The sequence below is a fragment of the Pseudoxanthomonas sp. 134C1 genome (assembly GCF_057773065.1).
Genome location: NZ_JBYMTH010000002.1, coordinates 155,406 through 178,122 on the forward strand (window position 1 = coordinate 155,406; position 22,717 = coordinate 178,122).

At 67.9% G+C, this 22,717-nt stretch carries 24 protein-coding genes and 1 tRNA gene; 4 read left to right on the forward strand and 21 right to left on the reverse strand.

The genetic code is table 11. The features are described from left to right. Positions 1-39 precede the first annotated feature (39 nt). From AC3DEZ_RS04610 to tpiA, 5 genes are all read right to left on the reverse strand, one after another. Entirely contained in the window at positions 40-594 is a 555-nt protein-coding gene (locus AC3DEZ_RS04610; RefSeq protein WP_141453300.1) for a NuoB/complex I 20 kDa subunit family protein, read from the reverse strand. Then, positions 585-941 (reverse strand): NADH-quinone oxidoreductase subunit A, encoded by a 357-nt coding sequence (locus AC3DEZ_RS04615; RefSeq protein WP_183642358.1) that lies wholly within the window; start codon positions 939-941, stop codon positions 585-587. The genes AC3DEZ_RS04610 and AC3DEZ_RS04615 overlap by 10 nt, the downstream gene beginning before the upstream one ends. A 394-nt stretch (positions 942-1,335) precedes the next feature. Beyond that, positions 1,336-1,420 (reverse strand) — tRNA-Leu (locus tag AC3DEZ_RS04620). A 51-nt stretch (positions 1,421-1,471) separates the two neighbouring features. Then, the gene (gene secG / locus AC3DEZ_RS04625) at positions 1,472-1,939 is read right to left on the reverse strand and encodes a preprotein translocase subunit SecG (RefSeq protein WP_488387177.1); all 468 of its coding nucleotides are present in this window, start codon (positions 1,937-1,939) and stop codon (positions 1,472-1,474) included. A 57-nt stretch (positions 1,940-1,996) separates the two neighbouring features. Beyond that, positions 1,997-2,755: a triose-phosphate isomerase gene (gene tpiA, locus AC3DEZ_RS04630; protein WP_447101764.1), complete on the reverse strand. Its 759-nt coding sequence runs from the start codon at positions 2,753-2,755 to the stop codon at positions 1,997-1,999. Between the two features lie 118 nt (positions 2,756-2,873). Here tpiA and AC3DEZ_RS04635 point away from each other — a divergent pair, with 118 nt between their 5' ends. Continuing rightward, positions 2,874-3,677 (forward strand): SDR family NAD(P)-dependent oxidoreductase, encoded by an 804-nt coding sequence (locus AC3DEZ_RS04635; RefSeq protein ID WP_488387178.1) that lies wholly within the window; start codon positions 2,874-2,876, stop codon positions 3,675-3,677. A 57-nt stretch (positions 3,678-3,734) separates the two neighbouring features. On the opposite strand, the gene AC3DEZ_RS04640 is transcribed toward AC3DEZ_RS04635, so the two are convergent. The 6 genes from AC3DEZ_RS04640 to trpB form a co-directional block, all read right to left on the reverse strand. Beyond that, positions 3,735-4,673: an isopenicillin N synthase family dioxygenase gene (locus AC3DEZ_RS04640; protein ID WP_488387179.1), complete on the reverse strand. Its 939-nt coding sequence runs from the start codon at positions 4,671-4,673 to the stop codon at positions 3,735-3,737. Between the two features lie 68 nt (positions 4,674-4,741). After that, positions 4,742-6,088, reverse strand: coding sequence for a phosphoglucosamine mutase (glmM, locus tag AC3DEZ_RS04645; protein ID WP_488387180.1), 1,347 nt, complete (start codon positions 6,086-6,088; stop codon positions 4,742-4,744). 16 nt (positions 6,089-6,104) lie between these two features. Then, positions 6,105-6,995 (reverse strand): acetyl-CoA carboxylase, carboxyltransferase subunit beta, encoded by an 891-nt coding sequence (gene accD / locus AC3DEZ_RS04650; protein WP_488387181.1) that lies wholly within the window; start codon positions 6,993-6,995, stop codon positions 6,105-6,107. A 103-nt stretch (positions 6,996-7,098) separates the two neighbouring features. Next, positions 7,099-7,905 carry a tryptophan synthase subunit alpha gene (trpA, locus tag AC3DEZ_RS04655; protein WP_488387182.1) on the reverse strand — a complete coding sequence of 269 codons (807 nt, stop codon included), beginning with the start codon at positions 7,903-7,905 and terminating at the stop codon, positions 7,099-7,101. Further along, positions 7,902-8,282 (reverse strand): DUF3144 domain-containing protein, encoded by a 381-nt coding sequence (locus AC3DEZ_RS04660; RefSeq protein ID WP_488387183.1) that lies wholly within the window; start codon positions 8,280-8,282, stop codon positions 7,902-7,904. Before AC3DEZ_RS04660 ends, trpA begins: the two co-directional genes overlap by 4 nt. 9 nt (positions 8,283-8,291) lie before the next feature. Continuing rightward, entirely contained in the window at positions 8,292-9,509 is a 1,218-nt protein-coding gene (gene trpB, locus AC3DEZ_RS04665; protein WP_488387184.1) for a tryptophan synthase subunit beta, read from the reverse strand. A 105-nt stretch (positions 9,510-9,614) separates the two neighbouring features. Between trpB and AC3DEZ_RS04670 the strand changes: the two genes are divergently transcribed. Further along, positions 9,615-10,529 carry a LysR family transcriptional regulator gene (locus AC3DEZ_RS04670; protein WP_488387185.1) on the forward strand — a complete coding sequence of 305 codons (915 nt, stop codon included), beginning with the start codon at positions 9,615-9,617 and terminating at the stop codon, positions 10,527-10,529. Here AC3DEZ_RS04670 and AC3DEZ_RS04675 read toward each other — a convergent pair. The 7 genes from AC3DEZ_RS04675 to prmB all read right to left on the reverse strand — a co-directional run bounded on the left by AC3DEZ_RS04675 (position 10,526) and on the right by prmB (position 18,098). Further along, the gene (locus tag AC3DEZ_RS04675; RefSeq protein ID WP_488387186.1) at positions 10,526-11,167 is read right to left on the reverse strand and encodes a phosphoribosylanthranilate isomerase; all 642 of its coding nucleotides are present in this window, start codon (positions 11,165-11,167) and stop codon (positions 10,526-10,528) included. The genes AC3DEZ_RS04670 and AC3DEZ_RS04675 overlap by 4 nt on opposite strands. A 113-nt stretch (positions 11,168-11,280) precedes the next feature. Beyond that, a complete protein-coding gene (gene truA, locus AC3DEZ_RS04680) occupies positions 11,281-12,069 on the reverse strand; it encodes a tRNA pseudouridine(38-40) synthase TruA (RefSeq protein ID WP_447101754.1) in 789 nt (262 codons plus the stop codon). Between the two features lie 19 nt (positions 12,070-12,088). After that, positions 12,089-13,762: a FimV/HubP family polar landmark protein gene (locus AC3DEZ_RS04685; protein WP_488387187.1), complete on the reverse strand. Its 1,674-nt coding sequence runs from the start codon at positions 13,760-13,762 to the stop codon at positions 12,089-12,091. 41 nt (positions 13,763-13,803) lie between these two features. Beyond that, positions 13,804-14,829, reverse strand: coding sequence for an aspartate-semialdehyde dehydrogenase (locus AC3DEZ_RS04690; RefSeq protein WP_488387188.1), 1,026 nt, complete (start codon positions 14,827-14,829; stop codon positions 13,804-13,806). Positions 14,830-14,922: 93 nt separating this feature from the next. Continuing rightward, a complete protein-coding gene (locus AC3DEZ_RS04695; protein ID WP_488387189.1) occupies positions 14,923-15,957 on the reverse strand; it encodes a 2-hydroxyacid dehydrogenase in 1,035 nt (344 codons plus the stop codon). Next, positions 15,950-17,053: a chorismate synthase gene (aroC, locus tag AC3DEZ_RS04700; RefSeq protein ID WP_488387190.1), complete on the reverse strand. Its 1,104-nt coding sequence runs from the start codon at positions 17,051-17,053 to the stop codon at positions 15,950-15,952. Before aroC ends, AC3DEZ_RS04695 begins: the two co-directional genes overlap by 8 nt. A 115-nt stretch (positions 17,054-17,168) precedes the next feature. Continuing rightward, on the reverse strand, positions 17,169-18,098 hold the full coding sequence (gene prmB / locus AC3DEZ_RS04705) for a 50S ribosomal protein L3 N(5)-glutamine methyltransferase (RefSeq protein ID WP_488387191.1): 930 nt from the start codon (positions 18,096-18,098) through the stop codon (positions 17,169-17,171). Positions 18,099-18,225: 127 nt separating this feature from the next. On the opposite strand from prmB, the gene AC3DEZ_RS04710 reads away from it, so the two are divergent. Together AC3DEZ_RS04710 and asd are read left to right on the forward strand one after the other, a co-directional pair. Next, complete coding sequence (locus AC3DEZ_RS04710; RefSeq protein ID WP_488387192.1) at positions 18,226-18,879, forward strand: SCO family protein; 654 nt, start codon at positions 18,226-18,228, stop codon at positions 18,877-18,879. Continuing rightward, positions 18,876-19,730, forward strand: coding sequence for an archaetidylserine decarboxylase (gene asd / locus AC3DEZ_RS04715; protein WP_488387193.1), 855 nt, complete (start codon positions 18,876-18,878; stop codon positions 19,728-19,730). The genes AC3DEZ_RS04710 and asd overlap by 4 nt, the downstream gene beginning before the upstream one ends. A gap of 23 nt (positions 19,731-19,753) precedes the next feature. Here the strand turns inward: asd and AC3DEZ_RS04720 are convergent, their stop codons facing one another. From AC3DEZ_RS04720 to AC3DEZ_RS04730, 3 genes are all read right to left on the reverse strand, one after another. After that, the gene (locus AC3DEZ_RS04720) at positions 19,754-20,302 is read right to left on the reverse strand and encodes a hypothetical protein (protein WP_488387194.1); all 549 of its coding nucleotides are present in this window, start codon (positions 20,300-20,302) and stop codon (positions 19,754-19,756) included. 124 nt (positions 20,303-20,426) lie between these two features. Then, positions 20,427-21,071: a lysoplasmalogenase gene (locus AC3DEZ_RS04725; RefSeq protein WP_488387195.1), complete on the reverse strand. Its 645-nt coding sequence runs from the start codon at positions 21,069-21,071 to the stop codon at positions 20,427-20,429. 46 nt (positions 21,072-21,117) lie between these two features. Then, complete coding sequence (locus tag AC3DEZ_RS04730; RefSeq protein ID WP_488387196.1) at positions 21,118-22,692, reverse strand: transglycosylase SLT domain-containing protein; 1,575 nt, start codon at positions 22,690-22,692, stop codon at positions 21,118-21,120. Between the last annotated feature and the right edge of the window lie 25 nt (positions 22,693-22,717).

A 22,717-nucleotide genomic window follows, 5' to 3' on the forward strand; every position in this document is an offset into this window, starting at 1 on the left:
GAAAGGAAAACGGATGGAACGGGAAGCAGGCCCGCGCGCTCAGCGCGCGATGGTCTGCGTGCGCCAGATCTTCTTCTGCAACTGCAGGATGCCGTAGACCAGCGCTTCGGCGGTCGGCGGGCAACCCGGCACGTACACGTCGACGGGCACGATGCGATCGCAGCCGCGCACCACCGAGTACGAGTAGTGGTAGTAACCACCACCGTTGGCGCAGCTGCCCATCGAGATGACCCACTTGGGATCGGGCATCTGGTCATAGACCTTGCGCAGCGCCGGGGCCATCTTGTTGACCAGGGTGCCGGCCACGATCATCACGTCCGACTGGCGCGGCGACGGGCGGAACACCACGCCGTAGCGGTCCAGGTCCAGGCGCGAGGCGCCGGCATGCATCATCTCGACCGCGCAGCAGGCCAGGCCAAAGGTCATCGGCCACATCGAGCCGGTGCGCGCCCAGTTCATCAGCGCGTCGACGCTGGTGGTCACGTAGCCCTTTTCCAGCAGCGGGTTGTCGCCTTCCGGCCGCAGGATGTCGTCCACCCGCCCTTCCGGGATCGGGTTGGTCATCAGGCGATCGAGGGTCTGGATCACTCCCATTCGAGCGCTCCCTTCTTCCAAACGTAAATGAACCCGAGGAACAGCATGCCGACGAACAGGCCCATGGTGACCAGTGCGCGGGCGCCGAGCTCCTGGAAGACCAGGGTCCACGGGACGATAAAGATGATTTCCAGGTCGAAGACGATGAACTGGATGGCAATCAGGTAATAGCGCACGTCGAACTTCATGCGCGCGTCTTCGAAGGCCTCGAAGCCGCATTCGTACGGCGACAGCTTCTGCGCGTCGGGGCGCCGCGGGCCGAGGAAACGTCCCGCCAGGATCAGCGCGATGCCGATGCCGGTGGCGACGATCAGGAACAACAGGGTCGGCAGATAGTTGGCCAGCACTCGCGTTTCTCTTCTTGTCCTACTTGCCCCGCGTCCGGCCTGCACGCCTTTTGACGCGTCGCCTTGGGTGGGGCACTGCATTCCGCTGTGGGACCGCGTGGTACGCGCGGTTTGCGCGGGTGCGCAAGGAGCAGCGGTCGAGGTGACTCGGGCCCGGCCGCGGCATCCACCGTGTCCCGCCGCAGGCGGCGGTGACCGACCCGATCCTGGCCCTTCCGCAGTTCGTACCTGGCCTGGAATGGATCGGCGGAATTGTACCGGTTAGTGAACTGACTAGTAAACGTTTACGAAGCTGTATGCGGCGCTTTTCACGGGCAAAAGAAAAGCCCGCTTGCGCAGGCTTCGCTTTCCGACTCCACGACCGACCGGCATGCGCCGGTCCCACCGCTTCGATTGGTGCCCAAGAGGGGACTCGAACCCCTACAGCTTTCGCCGCTACCACCTCAAGGTAGTGCGTCTACCAATTCCGCCACCTGGGCTTTGAAACTTCGCAACCGGTCACCGATTGCGGGCCGGTATTGTATCCCGGTTCAACCGCCCTGTGCCGGTGCCTGCGCAGGCGGCTGGACCGGTGCGGGCTGGCCGGCGGCGTCCGCCGGTGCCGGCGCGGCGCTCGGCACCGTGGTCGGCGCGGACTGCTGCGTGGCCGGCGTCGCGGGCACGGTAGTCGGCTGTGCCGGCAGTTCGCCCGCGGCCGGCGTCGCGGCGGCGGGACCCTGCTGTTGTGTCGTCATCACGCCCAGGTTCTGCTGGGTCGTCGGGCGGGCGCTGTGCGAAGCATGCCAGGCCATGAACAGGGTGATGCCGAAGAAGGCGATCGCCAGCCACTTGGTGCTCTTGGACAGGAAGTTGGACGCGCCGCGCGCACCGAACACCGTGCCCGAAGCACCGGCGCCGAAGCCGGACCCGGCCTGCGCGCCCGAGCCGCGCTGCATCAGCACCAGCGCGATGATCGCGATGGCGATCAGCACGTAGACCACATTGAGGATCAGCATCATTTCGAATTCGTCCCGAAACAGGTTGAAAGGTCAGGCCATGGCCGGACCCGCGGGGGGTCAGCCCCGCTCCGCCGCCGCTTTCGCGATGGCGAGAAAATCGCGCGCCACCAACGACGCACCACCCACCAGCCCTCCATCGACATCGGGCTGCGCGAACAGTTCCGCGGCGTTGTCGGGCTTGACGCTGCCGCCATACAGGATGGGCAGCGAATCGGCGATTCTAGCATCGCGCCCGGCCACTTCGCCACGGATGAATGCATGAACGGCCTGGGCCTGGGCCGGCGTCGCGTTGCGGCCGGTGCCGATGGCCCAGACCGGTTCATAGGCCACGATGGCCTGTCCGAACGCTTCCACCCCGGCCGCGTCCAGCACCGCCCGCAGCTGCCCGCCGACGATGGATTCGGTCTCGCCCGCATCGCGCTGGGCCAGGCTCTCGCCCAGGCACAGCACCGGCACCAGGCCGGCGTTGCGGGCGGCGATGAACTTGCGCGCGACCAGCGCGTTGTCCTCGTGGTGGTACTGGCGGCGCTCGGAATGACCGACCAGGCCGTGGGTTGCGCCGACGTCGACCAGCATCGAAGCGGACACCTCGCCGGTATAGGCGCCCTTCTCGTTGCTGCTCACGTCCTGCGATCCCAGCGCGAAGCCCTGCGGCGCGTAGTCTTCGACCAGTTCGCCCAGATAAGGCAGCGGCGGCAGGATCAGCACGTCCACGCCCGCCAGCGGCAGGCCCGCGGCAATTTCGTCCATCAGGGCATAGGCGAACTGGCGGTCGCCGTGGAGCTTCCAGTTTCCGGCCACGATCTTGCGGCGCATAAGACCAATTCCTGTCCAGTGGGCGCGCAAGGATAGCCGATGTGGGATTTCCGGCAAGCGCGGCCACACCCTTTACCATGCGGCGGAGTCCGGTTTCGCCATCGACAGGAGCCCGCGCATGTCCACCTCGCCTTCCGGTTACGCCCTGATCACCGGCGCCTCCAGCGGCATCGGCGCGGAAATCGCGCGCGAATACGCGCGGCGTGGCGTGCCGCTGATCCTGACCGCGCGCCGGCAGGACCGCCTGGAAGCGCTGGCGACGGAATTGCGCTCGCGGATCCCCGTGGAAGTGATCGCCGCCGATCTCGCCGCCACCGATGGCGTTGCCCGCCTGTGCGACGCCATCCAGGCGCGCGGCCTGGCCGTGCGCGCGCTGGTCAACAACGCGGGCTATGGCGTGCCCGGCCGCTACCAGAACCGCGAATGGCCGGACCACGCCGCGTTCCTGCAGGTGATGATCAACGCGGTATGCGAGCTGACCTGGCGATTGTTGCCATCGCTGCGCGGTTTCCCTGACGGCCGCATCCTCAACGTCGCCTCCTTCGCGGGACTGATGCCGGGGTCCAACGGCCAGACCCTCTATGCCGCCGCCAAGGCGTTCCTGATCAAATTCAGCGAGTCGCTGGCGCAGGAAAACGCCGATCGCGGCATGAAGGTCTGCGTGCTGTGCCCGGGCTTCACCTGGTCGGAATTCCACGACGTGACCGGCACCCGGGCGATGATGGACAAGCTGCCGAACAAGCTCTGGCTGCAGGCCGATGCGGTCGCCCGCGCCGGTATCGATGGTCTGGAGCGCGGGCGCGTGATCGTGGTGCCGGGCTGGCGTTACCGCCTGTTGCACGGGGTCACCCGGCATCTGTCGGATCATGTTCGGTTCCGGCTGATGAGCCGGAACTCCTCGCGCATACGCAAGGCGGATTGAGTTTTCCGCGTGGCCCCCGATGACCGGGGGTCGTCGCGGGAGCGGGCTGGACCCGCCTTACTTCAGCTTGATTTCGCGCAATCGCTCTTCGAGATAGCCCTGGGCGGTGATCGCTTCGGGGTAGCGCTTGGGATTGCCGGCGGTGATCGTCGAGGGCAGCACGTCGATCAGGAAATCCGGATTCGGGTGCAGGAAGAACGGCACCGAATAGCGCGGCTTGCGCGCCTCCTCGCCCGGCGGGTTGACCACCCGGTGGGTGGTGGACGGATACACATGGTTGGTCAGCCGTTGCAGCATGTCGCCGATGTTCACCACGATGGTGTCCGCGTCCGAGGTGAACGGCACCCACTCGCCCTGCTTGGACTTCACTTCCAGTCCGGCGGCGCTGGCGCCCACCAGCAGGGTGATCAGGTTGATGTCCTCGTGCGCGCCGGCGCGCACGTTCGGAATGTCGTCCGCGGTGATCGGCGGATAGTGGATCGGCCGCAGGATCGAATTGCCCGACTGGGTCTTGTCGGCGAAGTAGTCCTCGGCCAGGCCGATGTGCAGCGCCAGCGCCGAAAGCACCCGCGCACCGAGCCTGTCCAGCGCATCGTAGAGGCCATAGCCGTGCTCGCGGAAACCGGGCACTTCGTCCGGCCACAGATTCGGCGGCATCACATCGCGGTACTTCGAGTCATCGGGAATCTCGCGGCCGACGTGCCAGAACTCCTTCAGGTCGAAATGCTTGGAGTCCTTGGCGGTCTCCACGCCGAACGGCGTGTAGCCGCGCGCCCCGCCGCTGCCCGGCACGTGGTACTTGCGCTTGGTCTCTTCCGGCAGTGCGAAGAAACGCTTGAACACATCGTAGGCGGCATCGATGTCGGCCTGCGGGATGCCGTGATTGCGGATGCCGGCGAATCCCCATTCGCGGTAGGCCGCGCCCAGCTCGGCCACGAAGGCTTCGCGATCGGTGTCGAAACGGGTGATGTCCAGGGTGGGAATACGGGCACTCATTCACTTGCTCCAGGGAGGCGCGACGGCGACATTGCAGCCGACCGGCGCCGGGATTGCATTGATCGACCTCAAGCCGCGGCGGCGCGCACGGCCTCGGCCAGCTTCTCCAGCGTGGCCTGCATCAGCGCGTCGTCGTCGGCCTCGACGGTCACCCGCACCACCGGCTCGGTGCCGGAGGGACGCAGGAACGCGCGGCCGCGACCGGAGACCGCGGCCTGCGCCTCGGCCAGCGCGGCCTGCACGCTCGCGGCCTCGGCCGGGCGTCCACCGTTGGCCAGCTTCACGTTGATGGTCTTCTGCGGCACCTTGGACAGACCCGCCAGCGCCTGGCGCAGGGAATGATTCCCCTGCTTGAGCACTTCCAGCACCTGCAGCGCGCTGACGATGGCGTCGCCGGTGGTCGCGCGATCCAGGCACAGCAGGTGGCCGGAGGTTTCTCCGCCCAGCACGCCGCCGCCCTCGACCAGGCCCTGGTGGACATGGCGGTCGCCGACCTTGACCCGCAGGAACGGCACCTGGCGTTCGGCGAGCGCGCGTTCCAGGCCGTAGTTGGTCATCAGCGTGCCGATCACCGCGCCCTTCAGGCGTCCGCTCTGCTGCCAGGCGGTAGCCAGGACGTACAGCAGATCATCGCCATCGACCGGGTTGCCCTGGTCGTCCGCCATCAGCACGCGATCACCGTCGCCATCGAAGGCGATGCCGAGATCGGCGCCGGTCTCGCGTACCTTGCGGGCGAGGTTGTCGATGTGCATCGAGCCGACGCCGTCGTTGATGTTCAGGCCGTTGGGCTCGGCGCCGATGGTGACGACCTCCGCGCCCAGTTCGCGGAACAGCAGCGGCGCGATGTGGTACGTCGCGCCATGCGCGCAATCCAGCACGATCTTCATGCCGCGCAGGTCGAATCCGCGCGGCACGCTGGCCTTGCAGAATTCGATGTAGCGGCCGACCACGTCGCGGCTGCGGATGGCCTTGCCCAGCTTCTCCGATTCCACGGTGACGAAATCACCGTCAAGCGCCGCTTCGATCGCCGCCTCGGTGGCGTCATCCAGCTTCTCGCCTTCGGCGGAAAAGAACTTGATGCCGTTGTCGTAATGCGGGTTGTGCGAGGCGCTGATGACGATGCCCGCGTCGGCACCGAGGGTACGCGACAGGAAGGCGACCGCCGGAGTCGGCATCGGTCCCATCAACTGCACGTCGGCGCCGGCGGCCACCAGCCCGGCTTCCAGCGCGGCCTCGAACATGTAGCCGGAAATGCGGGTGTCCTTGCCAATCACCACGATCGGACGATGCCCGTCGTCGTGCCCGGCCAGCACCCGGCCCAGGGCGTTGCCCAGGCGCAGGACGAAATCGGCCGAGATCGGGCCCTGCCCGACCCGCCCGCGGATGCCGTCGGTGCCGAAATACTTGCGACTCATCGGTTTGCCTCCTTGCTCAGGCGATGACTTCGGCTTCTTGGGGCCGCGACTGGTTCAGCAACAGGGCCAGAAGATCGGCCAGGCGGTCGCGCATCTCGCGGCGATCGCAGATCTGGTCGATGGCGCCGTGCTCCAGCAGGAACTCGGCGCGCTGGAAGCCCTCCGGCAGCGTTTCGCGCACGGTCTGTTCGATCACGCGCGGGCCGGCGAAACCGATCAGCGCTTCCGGCTCGGCGATATTGATGTCGCCCAGCATCGCGAACGAGGCCGAAGCGCCGCCGAAGGTGGGATGGGTGCTGACCGAAATGTAGGGGATGCCCTGCTCGCGCAGGCGCGCCAGCGCGGCCGAGGTCTTGGCCATCTGCATCAGCGAGAACAGGCTTTCCTGCATGCGCATGCCACCGCTGGCGGCGAACGACACCAGCGGCACGCGGTCGGCCAGCGCGCGCTCGGCGGCGCGGGCGAACTTCTCGCCGCTCACCGAGCCCATCGAGCCGCCCATGAAGGCGAAATCCATCGCGCAGGCCACCAGCGGGCGTTGTTTGAGGGTGCCTTTCATCGCCACCAGCGAGTCATGCTCGCCGGTCGCCTTCTGCGCCGCCTTGAAGCGGTCCGAATACTTCTTCTGGTCGCGGAACTTGAGCACGTCGACCGGCGCCAGCCCGACGCTGATTTCCTCGGTGCCGTCGGGGTCGAACAAGGCCAGCAGGCGCGCGCGTGCGCGGATGGACATGTGGAAGCCGCACTTGGGGCAGACCTCCAGGTTTTCTTCCAGTTCGGGCCGGTAGAGCACCGCGCCGCAGCGGTCGCACTTCTCCCACAGCCCCTCGGGCACACTGCGTTTGCTTTTGGCGCCACCGCCCTCGGTGCGGATGCCCGACGGCATCAGTTTGCTGAGCCAGCTCATGCGTTATCGACAATCCCGTTCAGGTGCCCATCCCGCGGATGGGCAGACGGGGCAGTTTAGCAGGCCGCCCGCGGCGGCCTGTCACCCGGGCCGGCCGGCTGGCTCAAGGCCGGTCCAGCGCCTGCCGCAACGGCGCCAGGAAGGCGGCGGCGCGCACGGGCGGCGTGTCATCGGCGTCGATCCGGGCCAGTTCGCTGACCAGGGCGCTGCCCACCACCACGCCATCCGCATCGACCGCCATGGCGCGTGCGCTGGCCGCGTCGCGGATGCCGAATCCGGCGGCGACCGGCGCCTTGGCCAGGGCGCGGATGCGGCGCAGCCGGTCGCCCGCGGCACGGGTATCCAGGCGCTCGGAGGCGCCGGTCACACCGGCAAAGCTCACGTAGTACAGATAGCCCTGCGCTTCGTCGCAGAGCATGGCCAGGCGCTCGTCGGAAGTGGTCGGCGAAGCCAGCATGATCAGGGCCAGGCCATGTCGGTTGAAGACGGCGCGCGTTTCGTCGGCCTCTTCCGGCGGCAGGTCCACCAGCAGCACGCCATCGACCCCGGCCTGCGTGGCCGCTTGCGCGAACCGCTCGGTGCCATGGATCTCGACCGGATTCAGATATCCCATCAACACGACCGGGGTGGCCGCGTCCTGGCTGCGGAACCCGGCCACGGCGTCGAGCACGTAGCGCAGACCGGCGCCGCGCGCCAGCGCGCGTTCGGAACTGCGCTGGATGGTCGGGCCGTCGGCCATGGGATCGGAGAACGGGACGCCGAGTTCGATGACGTCGGCGCCCGCCTCCACCAGCGCGTGCATCACCGGCACGGTGGCTTCCAGGGAGGGATCCCCGGCGGTGATGAACGGAATGAGCGCCTTGCGTCCGGCGGCGCGCAGTTCCGAGAAGCGCTGGTCGAATCGGCTCATTCCGGCTTGGTTTCCTGGTCGGCGGTCTGCGCTTCGTTGAAGGCGGCATATTCGGCGGCCAGTTCGGACTCGCCCACGTTGAGCCCGCGTTCGGCGCCCAGGGTATCCAGATGCTCGTTGAGCATGCGCCGGTACATGTTGGTCATGTAGTCGAGGAAGTCCTTGCGCGAAGCCGCCGCATCGCCCTCGAAGGACAGATAGACATGCGAGTTGAAGCGCGCGGCGGCATACAGGGACGCCACGCTGATGCGCTTGAGGCCCTGCTGCTGGGCCTGGCGGTTGGTCAGTTCCAGGTATTCGTTGACGCAGGTGAAGAAGGCCGGATCGAGCTGGCTCGGATTCTGCGGGGTCTGCGGATCGTTCTGCTGTTCGGTCATTGCACTGCCTTAGAAATGGAGGTTCTCGCGCGCGGCGATGGTATGCACGTCCTTGTCGCCCCGTCCGGACAGGTTGCACAGGACCAGGGCATCGCGCGGCAGATCCCGGGCGAGCTTGACGGCCTGCGCCACGGCGTGGCTGGACTCGAGCGCCGCAAGGATACCCTCGGTGCGGGCCAGCTGGTGGAAGGCGGCGAGCGCTTCCTCGTCGGTGACGCCCACGTAGCGGGCGCGACCGGTGTCGGCCAGGAAAGCGTGTTCGGGCCCGACGCCCGGATAGTCCAGCCCGGCGGAAACCGAGTGGGTCTCGATGATCTGGCCGTCGTCGTCGCACAGCACGTAGGTGCGGTTGCCGTGCAGCACGCCGGGTCGGCCGGCCGCAATCGAGGCGGCATGGCGACCGCTGTCGATACCGTCGCCGGCCGCTTCCGCGCCGACGATCTCCACATCCGCATCGTTGAGGAAGGCGTGGAACAGGCCGATGGCGTTGCTGCCGCCACCGACGCAGGCGGTGATGACGTCGGGCAGCCGGCCGTAGTCCTCCAGCATCTGCACGCGCGCTTCGCGGCCAACCACGGCGTTGAAATCCCGGACCATGCGCGGATACGGGTCCGGGCCGGCCACCGTGCCGATGATGTAGAAGGTGTCGTGCACGTTGGTCACCCAGTCGCGCATCGCTTCGTTCAACGCATCCTTCAGGGTCGCCGAACCGGACGTCACCGGCACCACGGTCGCGCCCAGCAGCTTCATCCGGTAGACGTTGATCTTCTGGCGCTCGATGTCGGTGGCGCCCATGTAGACCACGCACTCCAGGCCCAGCCGGGCGGCGACGGTCGCGCTGGCCACGCCGTGCTGGCCGGCGCCGGTCTCGGCGATGATGCGCGGCTTGCCCATCCGGCTGGCCAGCAGGGCCTGGCCGATGGTGTTGTTGATCTTGTGCGCGCCGGTGTGGTTCAGGTCTTCGCGCTTGAGCAGGATGCGCGCGCCGCCCACCTCGCGGGACAGCCGGGTGGCCTCGTAGATCGGGCTGGGCCGGCCGACGTAATGCTTCAGGTCGTGGTCGAAGGCGGCCAGGAACGCCGGATCCCGTCGCGCCTCGTCGTAGGCGGTGGCCAGTTCCTGCAACGGGCCGATGAGGGTCTCGGCGACGAAGCGGCCGCCGTACCGGCCGAAATGGCCACGGGCGTCGGGAAAGGCATGGAAGTCGGCGGGGCGGGATTCGGACATGGACGACAGCGGCGGGCGCATGGCAGGGAGTGCTGAGCTTAGCGCACACATGCGCGCGCAAGAATCGATTATTTCTGCATCATTGGTGAGATAAACTCACACGTCATGAGCTCACGCCTTCCACCGCTCAATGCCCTGCGTGCCTTCGAGGCCACCGCCCGGCTGGGCGGCGTCGGCCAGGCCGCGCGGGAACTGCACGTCACCCACGGCGCGGTCAGCCGCCAGATCCGGCTGCTGGAGGCGGACCTCGGCCAGGCCCTGTTTTCCCGCGAAGGGCGTGGCCTGCGGCTCACCCCGGCCGGCCGCCAGTTGCAGGACGCCGCCGCTTCCGCGTTCGCGCGGCTGCAGGACGCCACCGCGCGGCTACGCCGCGACACGCCGTCGGCCATGGTCCTCGGCTGCCCCGGCAGCCTGCTGGCGCGCTGGATGATCCCGCGACTGGAACGCCTGGGGCGCGATCTGCCGGGGCTGACCCTGCATCTGGCCGCCCAGGAAGACGGCTTCGATACCGACCTGGCGGGGCTGGACGCCGCGTTCCTGCTGGCCGAAGCGCCCTGGCCGGCCGGCTGGCAGGTGCGCGAACTGGCGCCGGAGCGGATCGGCCCGGTCGTCAGCCCGCGCCACCCCGCCGCCGGCGACCCGGTCCGCCTGCTGGAAGAACCCCTGCTGCACACGACCTCCCGTCCGCAGGCCTGGCCGAGCTGGGCCGCCGGGCACGGCATCGATCCGGCCCGCCTGCGCTACGGCAGCGGGTTCGAGCATCTCTACTACCTGCTGGAAGCCGCGCTTGCCGGCATCGGCGTGGCGATCGCCCCGGAACCGCTGGTGGCCGCCGACCTGGCCGCCGGTCGCCTGCTGGCACCTTGGGGGTTCAGCGCGACCGGAGGCGCGTGGATTCTGGCGACCCGGCGCGGTGCGCCGGATCCGCGCGTGGATCGCCTGGGCGACTGGCTGGAACGGGAACTCGCCGCCGGAATGTCGCCGCCGGACTCCCCATCGGGATTGGATGCCTGGAGCTAGGCCGGTTGCGCGCGCTGATCGGCGCGGCGGACTTCCTCGACGAACTGGCGCATTTTTTCGATGTCCTTGACCCCGGGCGCCGATTCGACCCCGCTGGACACGTCCACGCCCCAGGGATGCGCGGTCCGGATCGCGACCGCCACGTTGTCCGGAGACAGCCCGCCGGCCAGCAGGTAGGGACGCTCCACCGCCTGCGGCATCTGCTTCCAGTCGAAGCGTTTGCCACTGCCCCCCTGTTCGCCCGCCGCGTGGCCGTCGAACAGGAATCCATGCGCGGACGGATAGCGCGCGACCGTGGTGAATGCGCCCTCGCCGGCGCCGCCCATCGCGATGGCTTTCAGGAACGGCAACGGGAATCCGGCGCAGAACGCATCCTCCTCGCCGCCATGGAACTGCAGCAGGTCCGGACGCACGTGTTCGATCACGCTTTCCACGTCGCTCGCGGGGTTGTCCATCATCAGCGCGACCACCGCGATCTCTTCCGGCACCAGATCGCGCAGCATGCGCGCCTGTCCGATCAGCAGGCGGCGCGGACTGCGCGGCGCGAACACCAGGCCCACATAGTCAACGCCCAGTTCCACCGCGGCACGCACGTCCTCGGCTCGGGTCAGTCCACAGAATTTGATGCGGGTGGGCATGGGAATCGGGAATCGGGAATCGGGAATCGGGAATCGGGAATCGAGGAAAGAGCTTCCGCGCACCCTACCCTTCACGCAAGGTCCGCTGCGTGACGGCAGGGCCGGACCCATCGTCAGCCGGGCAGCGTCACTTCGTCGGGCAATTGCCAATGCGCCGGATACAACGGGCTGACGAACACCAGACCATCCGGCGGCGCGGTCGGACCGGCGACGGTGCGGTCGCGGCCCGCGAGCAGTTCGGCGATCCAGCGCTCCGGCTTCTCGCCGCGCCCGACCACCAGCAGCGAACCGACGATATTGCGCACCATGTGATGCAGGAACGCATTGGCCTGCACGTCCACCCGGATCTGTTCGCCCTCGCGCCGCACCGAAATGGCCTGCAGATCGCGGAACGCGTGCGGCGACTGGCAATGCACGGTCCGGAACGCATTGAAATCGTTCTCGCCGAGCAGTGCCTGCGCGGCGCGATGCATCGCGTCCGCATCCAGCGGAATCCGTTCCCAGCTCAGGGTGTGCCGATCCAGCGCGGGACGGACGATGCGGTTGACCAGGCGGTAGCGGTAGCGACGTGCCCGCGCGGAGAAACGCGCGTTGAAGTCATCCGGAACCGGCTGGCACCAGCGCACGCAGACCGCGGGCGGAAGATTGGCGGTCGTGCCCAGCACCCAGCTGCGCGGATCGCGCGACGCGTCGCTGTCGAAATGGACGACCTGGCATTGCGCATGCACGCCCGCATCGGTGCGGCCCGCGCAGATCGTGTCGACCTGTGCGTTGGCCACTCGCGACAGCGCGCTTTCCAGTACCGACTGCACGCTGGTCTCGTCCGGCGTACCGGATTTGCTCAGGCGTTGCCAGCCCTGGAATCCGCTGCCGTCGTATTCGACGCCCAGCGCGTACCGCATCAACGACTCCCTGCCCGCATCAGCCTAGATCGCGCAGCAGTTGCAGGGCTTCCTGGCGGGCGGACTCGTCATGGCCGGCCGCCACTTCGTTCAGCAAGTCGCGCGCGGTGACGGTGTCGCCCAGATCCAGATACGCGACCGCCAGTTCCAGCCGTTCGCGGCCGGCCGGCGCGGGATTCAGCGGCGCGACGCTGGCGACGGCGTCGACCACCGGCTCGCCCGAATGCCAGGTCGGTCGGACGGACGCGGTTTCCGCGGGCGCCGCCACCGGCGGCGCGGCCACTTCGGCTGGCTGCTCGTCGACGACCACGGGTGCCGGCGCGGCGACCACCGGCGTCTCGAACAAGGGTTTGCGCGACGCCGGCCTGGGCGGCGCGACGCGCTGGCGGCGGCTGGTCAGCAACCAGGCCAGCGCCCCGGCGATCAGCAGGGCCCAGCCGATCCACGCCCACAGCGGGGTCCCGGAGGATGCCGGGTCATTGGATTGCGCCAGGCGCTGCTGCGCGGCGGCCAGATCGCTGTCCTTCATCGCGATCAGCTTGTCCTGCTGCTGCTTCAGTTTTTCCAGTTCGGCGACCTGCGCACGCAACTCCTGCACCTCCGACTCGCGGGCGGCCAGGTCTTCCTTGCTCTGTTGTGCTTGTTGGTTCGCCAGCATGTCGCCCTCGCCACCGGCTTCGACGCCGGATTGTGTGCCTGCCCGCGCCGCCGCGCTCGCCAGCGGCGGCGCGATTTCAAGGCGGGCTTCCGTCGTGCGTGCCGACGCGCCCGCGGGCGATGGCGCCGGCGTCGCCGCGATCGCCGCCGGTTGCGGAATCGGGCGGCGTGCCTGTCGCCATTCGTCAATCTGGTTGCGCACCAGCGCGGCCGCCTCCGCCTGTCCAAGCCCGGCGACTTCGCCCGAGGCGGGAACCCGCAGCACCGCACCCTGTTTCAGGCGATTGATGTTGCCGCCGATGAAGGCCTCGGGATTGGCGCGCAGCAGCGCGATCATGGTCTGGTCCAGACTGTTTCCACCCGCGATGTCGCGGGCGATTCCGGAGAGGGTCTGGCCGCGGGCCACGGTCAATTGATCACCCGCCTGCGCCACGGCACCCGGTGCGGGCGGCGCGGGCGTCGGCGCGCGCGTCGGTGGAGCGGCCGCGGGGCTGCGTGCCGGTGTGCCACCCGCCGTTTCGGCGGACGGAGGGGGCTCGGTCGCGGCAATCGGCTCGACCGGACGCGCGATGGTGTCGTCCGACGCGGCCTGCGGGGCATCGATGACCGGTTGCGCGGCGGCGGCGGCCGTACCGGGTGAATCGACCATGGCGGAGTACTCGCGCACCAGCCGCCCCTGGCCCCAATCCACTTCGACCAGGAAATTCAGGACCGGCACCGTCACCGGCTCCTGCGTCGTCACCCGGATGACCGGCCGTCCGGCCTCGTCCAGCGCCACCGCGAAATCGAGATTGCCGACCAGACCGGTCGGCCTGGGCAGGCCGACCCGCTCGAAGGTGGTCGGGGAAGCGAGCTGGGCACGCAACTGTTCCAGTTCGCCCGGTTCGCTGGAGATGATCGGGATCTCGGCCAGCAGCGGCTGTCCGGGCGCCGATTTCACCCGGATCTCGCCCAGCCCCAGCGCCAGCGCCGTGCTGCTGATCAACAGCAGCGCCAGCGCGGCCAGGCCACGCCATCGGTATCCCGCCCTCGGCATCAAGCCGTCCCCTTCGCCACGATGGCGCCGACTATAACGGTTCAACCGTTTTTCGCCACCAGTTCCGCCAGCTGCACGGCGTTCAGGGCCGCGCCCTTGCGGATGTTGTCCGAGACGATCCACAGGTTCAGGCCGCGCGGATGCGAGAGGTCCTCGCGGATGCGGCCGACATAGACCGGATCGGTGCCGGAGGCGTGCGTCACCGGGGTCGGATAGCCGCCAGGCGCGCGCTCGTCCACCACTTCCACGCCGGGGGCGTTCTCCAGCAGCGCGCGGGCTTCCGCCGCGCTCAGCTTGACCCTGGTCTCCACGTTGACCGCCTCGGAGTGACCGTAGAACACCGGCACGCGCACCGCGGTCGGGTTCACCTGGATGCTGTCGTCGCCGAGGATCTTGCGGGTCTCCCACACCAGCTTCATTTCCTCCTTGGTGAAGCCGTTGTCGAGGAACTCGTCGATGTGCGGAATCAGGTTGAAGGCGATCTGGACCGGGAAACGCTGCGGATCCGGATCCTGGAAGTTCAACAGCGCGCCGGTCTGGCGGCCGAGTTCCTCCAGCGCCGAACGGCCACCACCGGATACCGACTGGTAGGTCGCCACGTTGATGCGCTCGATGCCGGCCTTGCGATGGATCGGCGCCAGCGCGACCAGCATCTGCATGGTCGAGCAGTTGGGGTTGGCGATGATGCCGCGCGGACGGTTCTGCACCTGCTCCGGATTGACCTCGCTGACCACCAGCGGCACGTCGTCGTCGTAGCGGAAGGCCGATGAGTTGTCGATCACCACCGCGCCCGCGGCGGCGAACTTCGGCGCGTACTCCTTGGAGACGCCGCCTCCGGCGGAGAACAGGGCGATGTCGATGCCGGCCGGTTCGAAGGTGGCCAGATCCTGGATGGTGATCTTCTGGCCATTGAACTCGACCTCGCCGCCGGCGGAACGCTCGGAGGCCAGCGCCACCAGCTTGCCGATCGGGAAATCGCGCTCGGCGAGGATGGCCAGCATGGTTTCGCCGACGGCGCCGGTGGCGCCCACGACGGCGACGTTGAAACTGCGGTTCTGATTGCTCATGGAATGGGGTTCGCGAAAAGAATGAAGATAGGGAGACAGCGGACAGCAATGGGGGGCTGTGTTCGGGGAACCTCCGGGAAAGCCAGAGGCTCCCTATCGTTTAATCGCGGTGGTTTTGCGGTCGCCGCCGGCGATCGCCAGCACACCCGGATTGATCGGGTTGGCCGGACGACCGGCATCCGGGCCTTCACCCAGCGCGGCGATGAGGTTGTCCACGGCCAGGCTGACCATGCCGCGACGGGTCGCCAGGCTGGCACTGGCGATGTGCGGCGTCAGCACCACGTTGCGCAGCGCGAGCAGTTCCGGGCGGACGTCCGGCTCGCCCTCGTAGACATCCAGTCCGGCCGCGGCCAGACGGCCCCGCGACAGCGCCTGCGCCAGTGCGGATTCATCGATCAGGCCACCGCGGGCGATGTTCACCAGGGTCGCGGTCGGCTTCATCTTCGCCAGCGCGGCGGCGTCGATCAGATGGTGGACGGCGGGCGAATACGGCAGCACCAGCACGAGATGGTCGGAACTGGCCAGCAACGTGTCGAAATCGACGTACCCGGCGTGGCATTCGCGCTCGATCGCGGCATCGACGCGATGGCGGTTGTGGTACAGCACACGCATGCCGAAACCGGCCGCGCGGCGGGCGATGCCCTGTCCGATCCTTCCCATGCCGAGGATGCCCAGCGTGCTGCCGTGCAGATCCACGCCGAGCATGCTGCTGAACGACCATTGCCGCCATTGGCCGTCACGCAGCCAGCGCTCGGCCTCGGTGATGCGACGGGCGGTGGCCATCAGCAGGGCGAAGCCGAAATCGGCGGTGGTCTCGGTGAGTACGTCGGGCGTGTTGGTCGCCACGATGCCGGCCGCGTCCAGCGCGGGGATATCGAGATTGTTGTAGCCGACGCCGACGTTGGCGATGGCCCTGAGCCGCGGCGCGTCCGCGATCTCGACGGCGCCGATGTGTTCGTTGAGGGTGACCACGGCGCCGTCCACTTCGCGCAGGTGCGCGGCGATCTGCTTGGCCGTGTACGCCTGCACCTCGGCGGTGCCGCGCACGTCGAAGTACTCGCCCAGCCGCCCGATGACGTCATCGAACAGCGGCTGCGAGACCCAGACGCGGCGGCGGGATTCAGCCATCGGCCTGTCCCGGCACCCGGGGCGGCACTTCGCCCACGTCGCCGCATTGGGCGCGATGGCGCAACGCGTGATCCATCAACACCAGCGCCATCATCGCCTCGGCGATCGGAGTGGCGCGGATACCCACGCACGGATCGTGGCGACCTGTGGTGATCACGTCCACCGGTTGGCCGTCCACGTCCACCGTGCGGCCGGGCAGGCGCAGGCTGGAGGTGGGCTTGAGCACGATCGAAGCGATGACCTGCTGGCCGGTCGAGATGCCACCGAGGATGCCGCCGGCATGGTTGGAGAGGAACCCTTGCGGCGTCATCTCGTCGCGGTGCTCGGTGCCCTTCTGGGTGATCGCGGCGAAGCCGTCGCCGATCTCCACGCCCTTGACCGCGTTGATGCTCATCAGCGCTGCGGCCAGATCGCCGTCGAGCTTGCCGTAGATGGGTTCGCCCCAGCCCGGCGGCACGCCGTCGGCGACCACGTTCACGCGCGCGCCGATGGAATCGCCGGACTTGCGCAGCGCGTCCATGTAACTTTCCAGTCCGGGCACCTGCGCCGCATGCGGCCAGAAGAAGGGATTGTCCTCGACGACATTCCAGTCGAAGCCTTCCGGCGTGACCGGGCCCAGTTGCGACAGGTAACCGCGCACCGTCACGCCGTGGCGCTGCGCCAGCCACTTCTTGGCGATGACGCCAGCCGCCACGCGCATGGTCGTCTCACGCGCCGAGGAACGTCCGCCGCCGCGCGGATCGCGGATGCCGTACTTCTGCCAATAGGTGTAGTCGGCATGGCCGGGACGGAACTGGCTGGCGATGTTGGCGTAGTCCTTGCTGCGCTGATCGGTATTGCGGATCAGCAGCGCGATGGGCGTGCCTGTGGTCAGGCCCTCGTAGACGCCGCTGAGGATTTCCACCTCATCGGCTTCGCGCCGCGCCGAGGTGTGCCGGCTCTTGCCGGTGGCGCGACGCTCCAGGTCATGCCGGAACTCCTCCGGCGCGATCGCCAGCCCGGGCGGGCAACCGTCGATCACGCAGCCGATCGCCGGTCCGTGCGATTCGCCGAACGTGGTGACGGTGAGGAGTTTTCCGAAACTGTTGCTGCTCAAGGCGATTTCTCATGTGGAGCGGGGCGGGCTCCGCTGTTCCGGACATGCCCGGACATCATCGCCGAGCGGGCCCGGCGCTATCTGCGGGATGGCGCGACGCCACCGGAAGCGGGTTTCATTTTCGCGCGTCCGCGAGCGCACGGATGTGCTTGTTGTGCCGGATTAGTTCCGCGCATTCCACCGCGAAGATACCCATCTGCCCGACCTTGAACTCGATCCAGGCGAATTCGACATCCGGCAGCAGCTTCACCAGCGCGTGTTCGGATTCGCCGACCTCGCAGATCAGCAGGCCTTCCTGGCTCAGGTGCAGCGGCGCGTCGCGCAGGATCTTCAGCACCAGATCCAGGCCATCGTCGCCCGCGCGCAGGCCGAGTTCCGGCTCGAAGGAGTACTCCTTCGGCAGGGCGTCGGTCTCGTCGTTGGTGACGTAGGGCGGATTGGTGACGATCAGGTCGTAGTGGCGACCGCCGAGGCCGGCGAACAGATCCGACTTCACCAGTTGCACGTTGCCGGCGTGCAGGCGCGCCTTGTTCTCGGCCGCCAGCGCCAGCGCGTCGTCGCTGATGTCGACGCCGTCGACCTGCCAGTCCGGGTTGTAGTGGCCCATGGCGATGGCGATGCAGCCGGAACCGGTGCATAGATCCAGCGCATGGTTGACCTCGCGACCGCCCAGCCACGGCTCGAAGCCGGATTCGATCAGTTCGGCGATCGGCGAACGCGGCACCAGCGCGCGCGCGTCGCTCTTGAAGCTCAGCCCGGCGAACCAGGCCTCGCCGGTCAGGTAGGCGACCGGCACACGTTCCTCCACGCGGCGCTTGAACAGCGCCAGGATTTCCGCCTTTTCGGCACCGGTCACCCGCGCCTGGCCGTAGGCGGGACCGAGGTCCGGCGGCAGATGCAGGGTGTGCAGCACCAGATGGGTCGCCTCATCGAGGGCGTTGTCGTAACTGTGGCCGAAGGTCAGGCCGGCCGCGTTGAAACGGCTCGCGCCGTAACGGATCAGGTCGATGAGGGTATGCAGTTCTGCGGCTGCGTCGGCAGTCATGGCGTAAAGGCGGGGGAAATGGCCGGTGGGGTCCGGTTCCCGATTATAGGCGTTGCGCCGGTATCATGTCGGGTCCGCCGGCAAGCCCCGAACCCGCGGCCACGCCGGCCCTCCCGCGAGACCCGCCATGTTCAACAAGAAGTTCGGGATCATCCTGCTGCTGGCGCTGGTCGCCGGCCTGGGCCTGCTGGCCGCGCAGAAGTTCTTCGGTCCCGCCCGCCCCGCCCAGGCCTGGCCGGCCACGCAGGCGGTGACGATGTTCCCGCAGGCGCGCCCGCTGCCCGAATTCTCGCTGCGCCAGTCCGATGGTACGCAATTGGCTTCCGGCGAACTGAAGGGCCACTGGACCCTGGTGTTCCTCGGCTTCACCTTCTGCCCCGACGTCTGCCCGACCACCCTGGCCGAACTGGCCCAGTCGCAGAACCAGTGGCGCGTCCTGCCCGACTCGACCCGCCCGCGGGTGCTGTTCGTCTCGGTGGATCCGGAACGCGACACCCCCAACAAGGTCGGCGAGTACGCGCACGCCTTCCATCCGGACACGCTCGCGGCGACCGCCGACGCGCCGACCCTGGAGAACTTCGCCAAGTCGCTGGGCTTCGTCTTCATGAAGGTGCCGGGCAAGGGCTTCGAGCAGAATCCCAACGATTACTCGATGGATCACTCCTCGGCCATCGCCGTGCTGGATCCGCAGGGCCGCCTGGCCGGCCTGATCCGCCCGCCGTTCCGGCCGGACGCGATCGCGACCGACATGAAGGCGCTGACCGAGGCCGCCGCGCGATGAGTCCGGTCACCGCGCTGACCTACGTCCTGCCGCACCGGCTGTTGTCCTCGCTGGCGCGCAGGCTGGCCTACTCCACCTCGCCAGCCGTCAAGCAATGGCTGATCGACGCGGTGGTGCGCCGCTTCGGCGTGGATCTGTCCGAAGCCGCCGAACCCGACGCGCGCGCCTATCCGAGCTTCAACGCCTTCTTCACCCGCGCCCTCAAGCCGGGCGCGCGCGTCGCCGATCCGGACCCGCGTGTCCTGCTGATGCCGGCCGACGGCCACATCAGCCAATGCGGGCCGATCCAGGACGGCCGCATCTTCCAGGCCAAGGGCCAATCGTTCACCGCCGCCGAGTTGCTGGGTGACGCGGCCGACGCCGAACCGTTCCGCAGCGGGCTGTACGCCACCGTGTACCTGTCGCCGCGCGACTATCACCGGGTGCACATGCCCTGGCGTGGCACCCTGCGCGAAACCGTGCATGTCCCCGGCCGCCTTTTCAGCGTTGGCACGGACGCGGTCGCCAGCGTGCCGGCCCTGTTCGCGCGCAACGAGCGTCTGGTCTGCCACTTCGACACCGACTTCGGACCGATGGTGTCGGTGATGGTCGGCGCGCTGTTGGTGTCCGGCGTGGAGACGGTGTGGAGCGGCGTGGAGATTCCCGCCTACGGGGATCGCATCACCCGCAAGGACTATCGCGGCCAGGGCATCACCCTGGATCGCTTCGGGGAAATGGCCCGCTTCAACTACGGCTCGACCGTGATCGTCCTGCTGCCGCCCGGCGTGGCGGCGTTGGCGCCGGAACTGCGCGCGGAATCGCCGGTGCGGCTGGGTCAGGCGCTGGCGAGGCGGACACATGTTACGCCATAGGTGGTGGGCGCCATGCCCGTCTGTCACGCTCCGGGCACACCGAACTCCACACCATAAAGCCGCACGTGCTTCACCCGCGCATCGCAATTGAAAGCCAACTCCACCTTGAGCTTGGAGGACGGAGGCACGGTGAGCTCATTGGCGTTGTCGGCTCGCCGGGTGATACAGGCAAAACCTTTCTCATCCAGCGCGGTGACATGGTCGTTGTAGTTCATTTCGGTCACTCGCACCGGCTGCTCGTGCGTGTTCTCGAAGGCCATGATCACCCGCACGGGAGGACTTCCGGCGACCGTAACGTCAGCTTCGGATGATGGTTCGACGGGCTTGACCGCCAGAACCTGTACAGCCAATGCCGCCCGCAATTCCGCGCCATCGCCGACAATACGTGCGCCATCGGTACTGGGGCTCGCCTTGCGCCCATCTTCCACGCCATTGCTGACACCGGTCGCAACGCCCTTGGCGACTTCCACGGCCTTCGCCACCGCGCTCGACGTCGCCTGTTCGGCCTTGTCGCCGGAACAGGACACTAGCGTGAGAACGCACAAGGAGAACGTCAACGGAACTGTCTTCATCTGAAACCCGAGTCTGCGGTGAGCGCGCAGTCTAACGATGGTTTCCCACGAAAAGGCGCAACCTCTTTTCAGTCTCAATCAAATCACATTCTATGATTGCCTGCTCCTATTTTTCGTCAGGAAATCAGCTTCCTGGCGCGCTGGAAAACGGCATCGCGGATCGCCCAATCAACCACTGCGCCGCCCAGTAGCTGAGCAGCACCCACACGCTCGCGAGGGGAATCGCCATCGCGAAGCGGTCGATCGCCAGCAACGCATCGGACAGCACGAAACAGGCGCCGCCCATCGCAGCCGCCGCGGCGGCCCTGTCCGGATGCTGACGCCAGGCGCAGGCCGCCTGCGCGGCCATGCCCGCCAGCGCGGCCACGTAGACGATCACGGGAATCTTCAGTTCCGTGGGCAGATGCGGCCACAGGCAGGCCAGGACGACCGCGGCGACCACACCGTATGCGAGGACCGGCCAGATCGGGCGGAACCAATCGCCGCGCAAGCGGAACGCCCGCAGATAGCACAGGTGCGCCAGCAGGAAACTGCCCAGCCCGAACGCGAACCAGTCACCCGGCAGCATCAGGAACACATCGCCCAGCAGCGACAGCAGCAGTCCCGCCAGCACCGCGCGCCGATAGCCGTGTCCGCTCGTGGCCATCCGCCACACCATGGCCGCGATCAGCAGCGTGGTCAGCGGCTTGAACAGGTAGTGCAGGACACGCAGGCCATCCACTTCGGCACCGACGATGGCAAGCGCCGCGCTGACGGCGACGGCGGACAACCAGATTGCATTCCTTTGCATCGTTCCCCGCCCCTGTTGCTTCAGATCATTTCCTGCAGCTTTCCAACTGGATCGACTGGCCCGGCCGCACGCTGTAGGCAGGCCCCTTCAGGCCGTTGGCACGGGCGAGCTTTTTCAGATCGCACTGGTAGCGCTGCGAGATCCGGCCCAGCGTATCGCCCTTGGCGACCCGGTACTCGCGCGCCTGCTTCGCCTTGGGTTCGGCGGGCTTGGGCTCGCCGGAAGCGACCGTGGTCGGCACGCCGGCCACCGGGGTCACATCGCCCACCGCGACCGTGCCGGTCAAGGCCGTGCGCTTGATGGCGGCGTTGACGTCGGCGCGCACCAGGGTGCGGGCCAGATCGGCGCGCGGGCCGCTGACGCAGTAACGGTTGTAGAGGCTGACGATGCGTGTGTTGGCCTTGAGCATCGTGCCGGCCGGAATCCATGCCTCGGCCTCGTAGCGCGGGTTGAGGTTGCGCAGCGCGCGCATGAAGCCTTCGCGGGTACCGCCGTTGCCCAGGCAGATGGTCAGCTCGTAGATCGAGCTGTCGCGCGCCAGTTTCAACGACGCCGGGTGCACGTCGACCTTCGGGAACTCCAGGCCGTACTGCTTGGGATGCAGGAACAGCCAGGCCGCGGCGATCACCATCGGCACGTAGTCGCGGGTCTCGCCGGGGAACTGGCTGTAGACCACTTCGTCCCAGAAACTGCGGCCCGGATACTGCCGGTAGACGCGCCCCGCGCGGCCCTCGCCGCCATTGTAGGCGGCCAGCGCGAACTCGATGTTGTTGTTGAGTTCGCGCATGCGCTCGTTCATGTAGGCGGCGCTGGCCTCGCCGGCGAACGCCGGGTCGTAGCGGGTGTCGAAGCCGGTCCCGTCCGGGCCCAGGCCGAAGCGCTTGCCGGTCGCGTACATGAACTGCAGCGGGCCGGCAGCGCCGGCGCGCGAGGTCGCGTGCACGCGACCGTTGGATTCCTTGGCCATGATGCCGAACAGCAGCGCTTCCGGCAGCTTGCTGCGCTCCCAGTCCGGATACATCTCCGCGCGCATGTTCTGGTAGTTCTCGTAGCTGGTGATCAGCGCGCTGCGCATGTCGGTCAGCCAGCGGCGGATGCCCGCCTGCACGGCCGGGTTGTATTCGACCATCTTGTCGAAGGCGTGGCGCTGGTCGTTCAGCAGCGACGCGGCGCGCTGGGCTTCCGGGATGGCCTGTGCCAGCGCGGAATGATCGCTGCCATCGTCGAGCGGATCGACGGTGGTCGCTTCCTCCTCGGCCTCGCCGCCGCCGTCGGAGGCATCCTTGAGCAACCGCTTGTAGGTGGTCAGCAGGGTGTGGGTCTGGCACCCGCGCTGCTTGATGCAGGCGTCCAGTACGTCCTCCATGTCCTCCAGCGCGGCGTCGGTCTCGGCGGTGCCCTTGGGATCACTGTTGGCCACCCGCACCAGGCCGTCGCGGTAGCGCTTCTCGGCCGCGGCCATGCGCGCGTTGAGCACTTCGACGGCGGCCTTGTCCTTGGCCGAAACCCGTTGGGCATGCGCGGCGGGGGCCAGCACAAGGAGGGGCAGGAGAATGGCCAGCAGGGGCCAGGGACGCAACAAGGACTTCGGCAGGGACATCAGCACGCGCAATCGAAAACGGTCG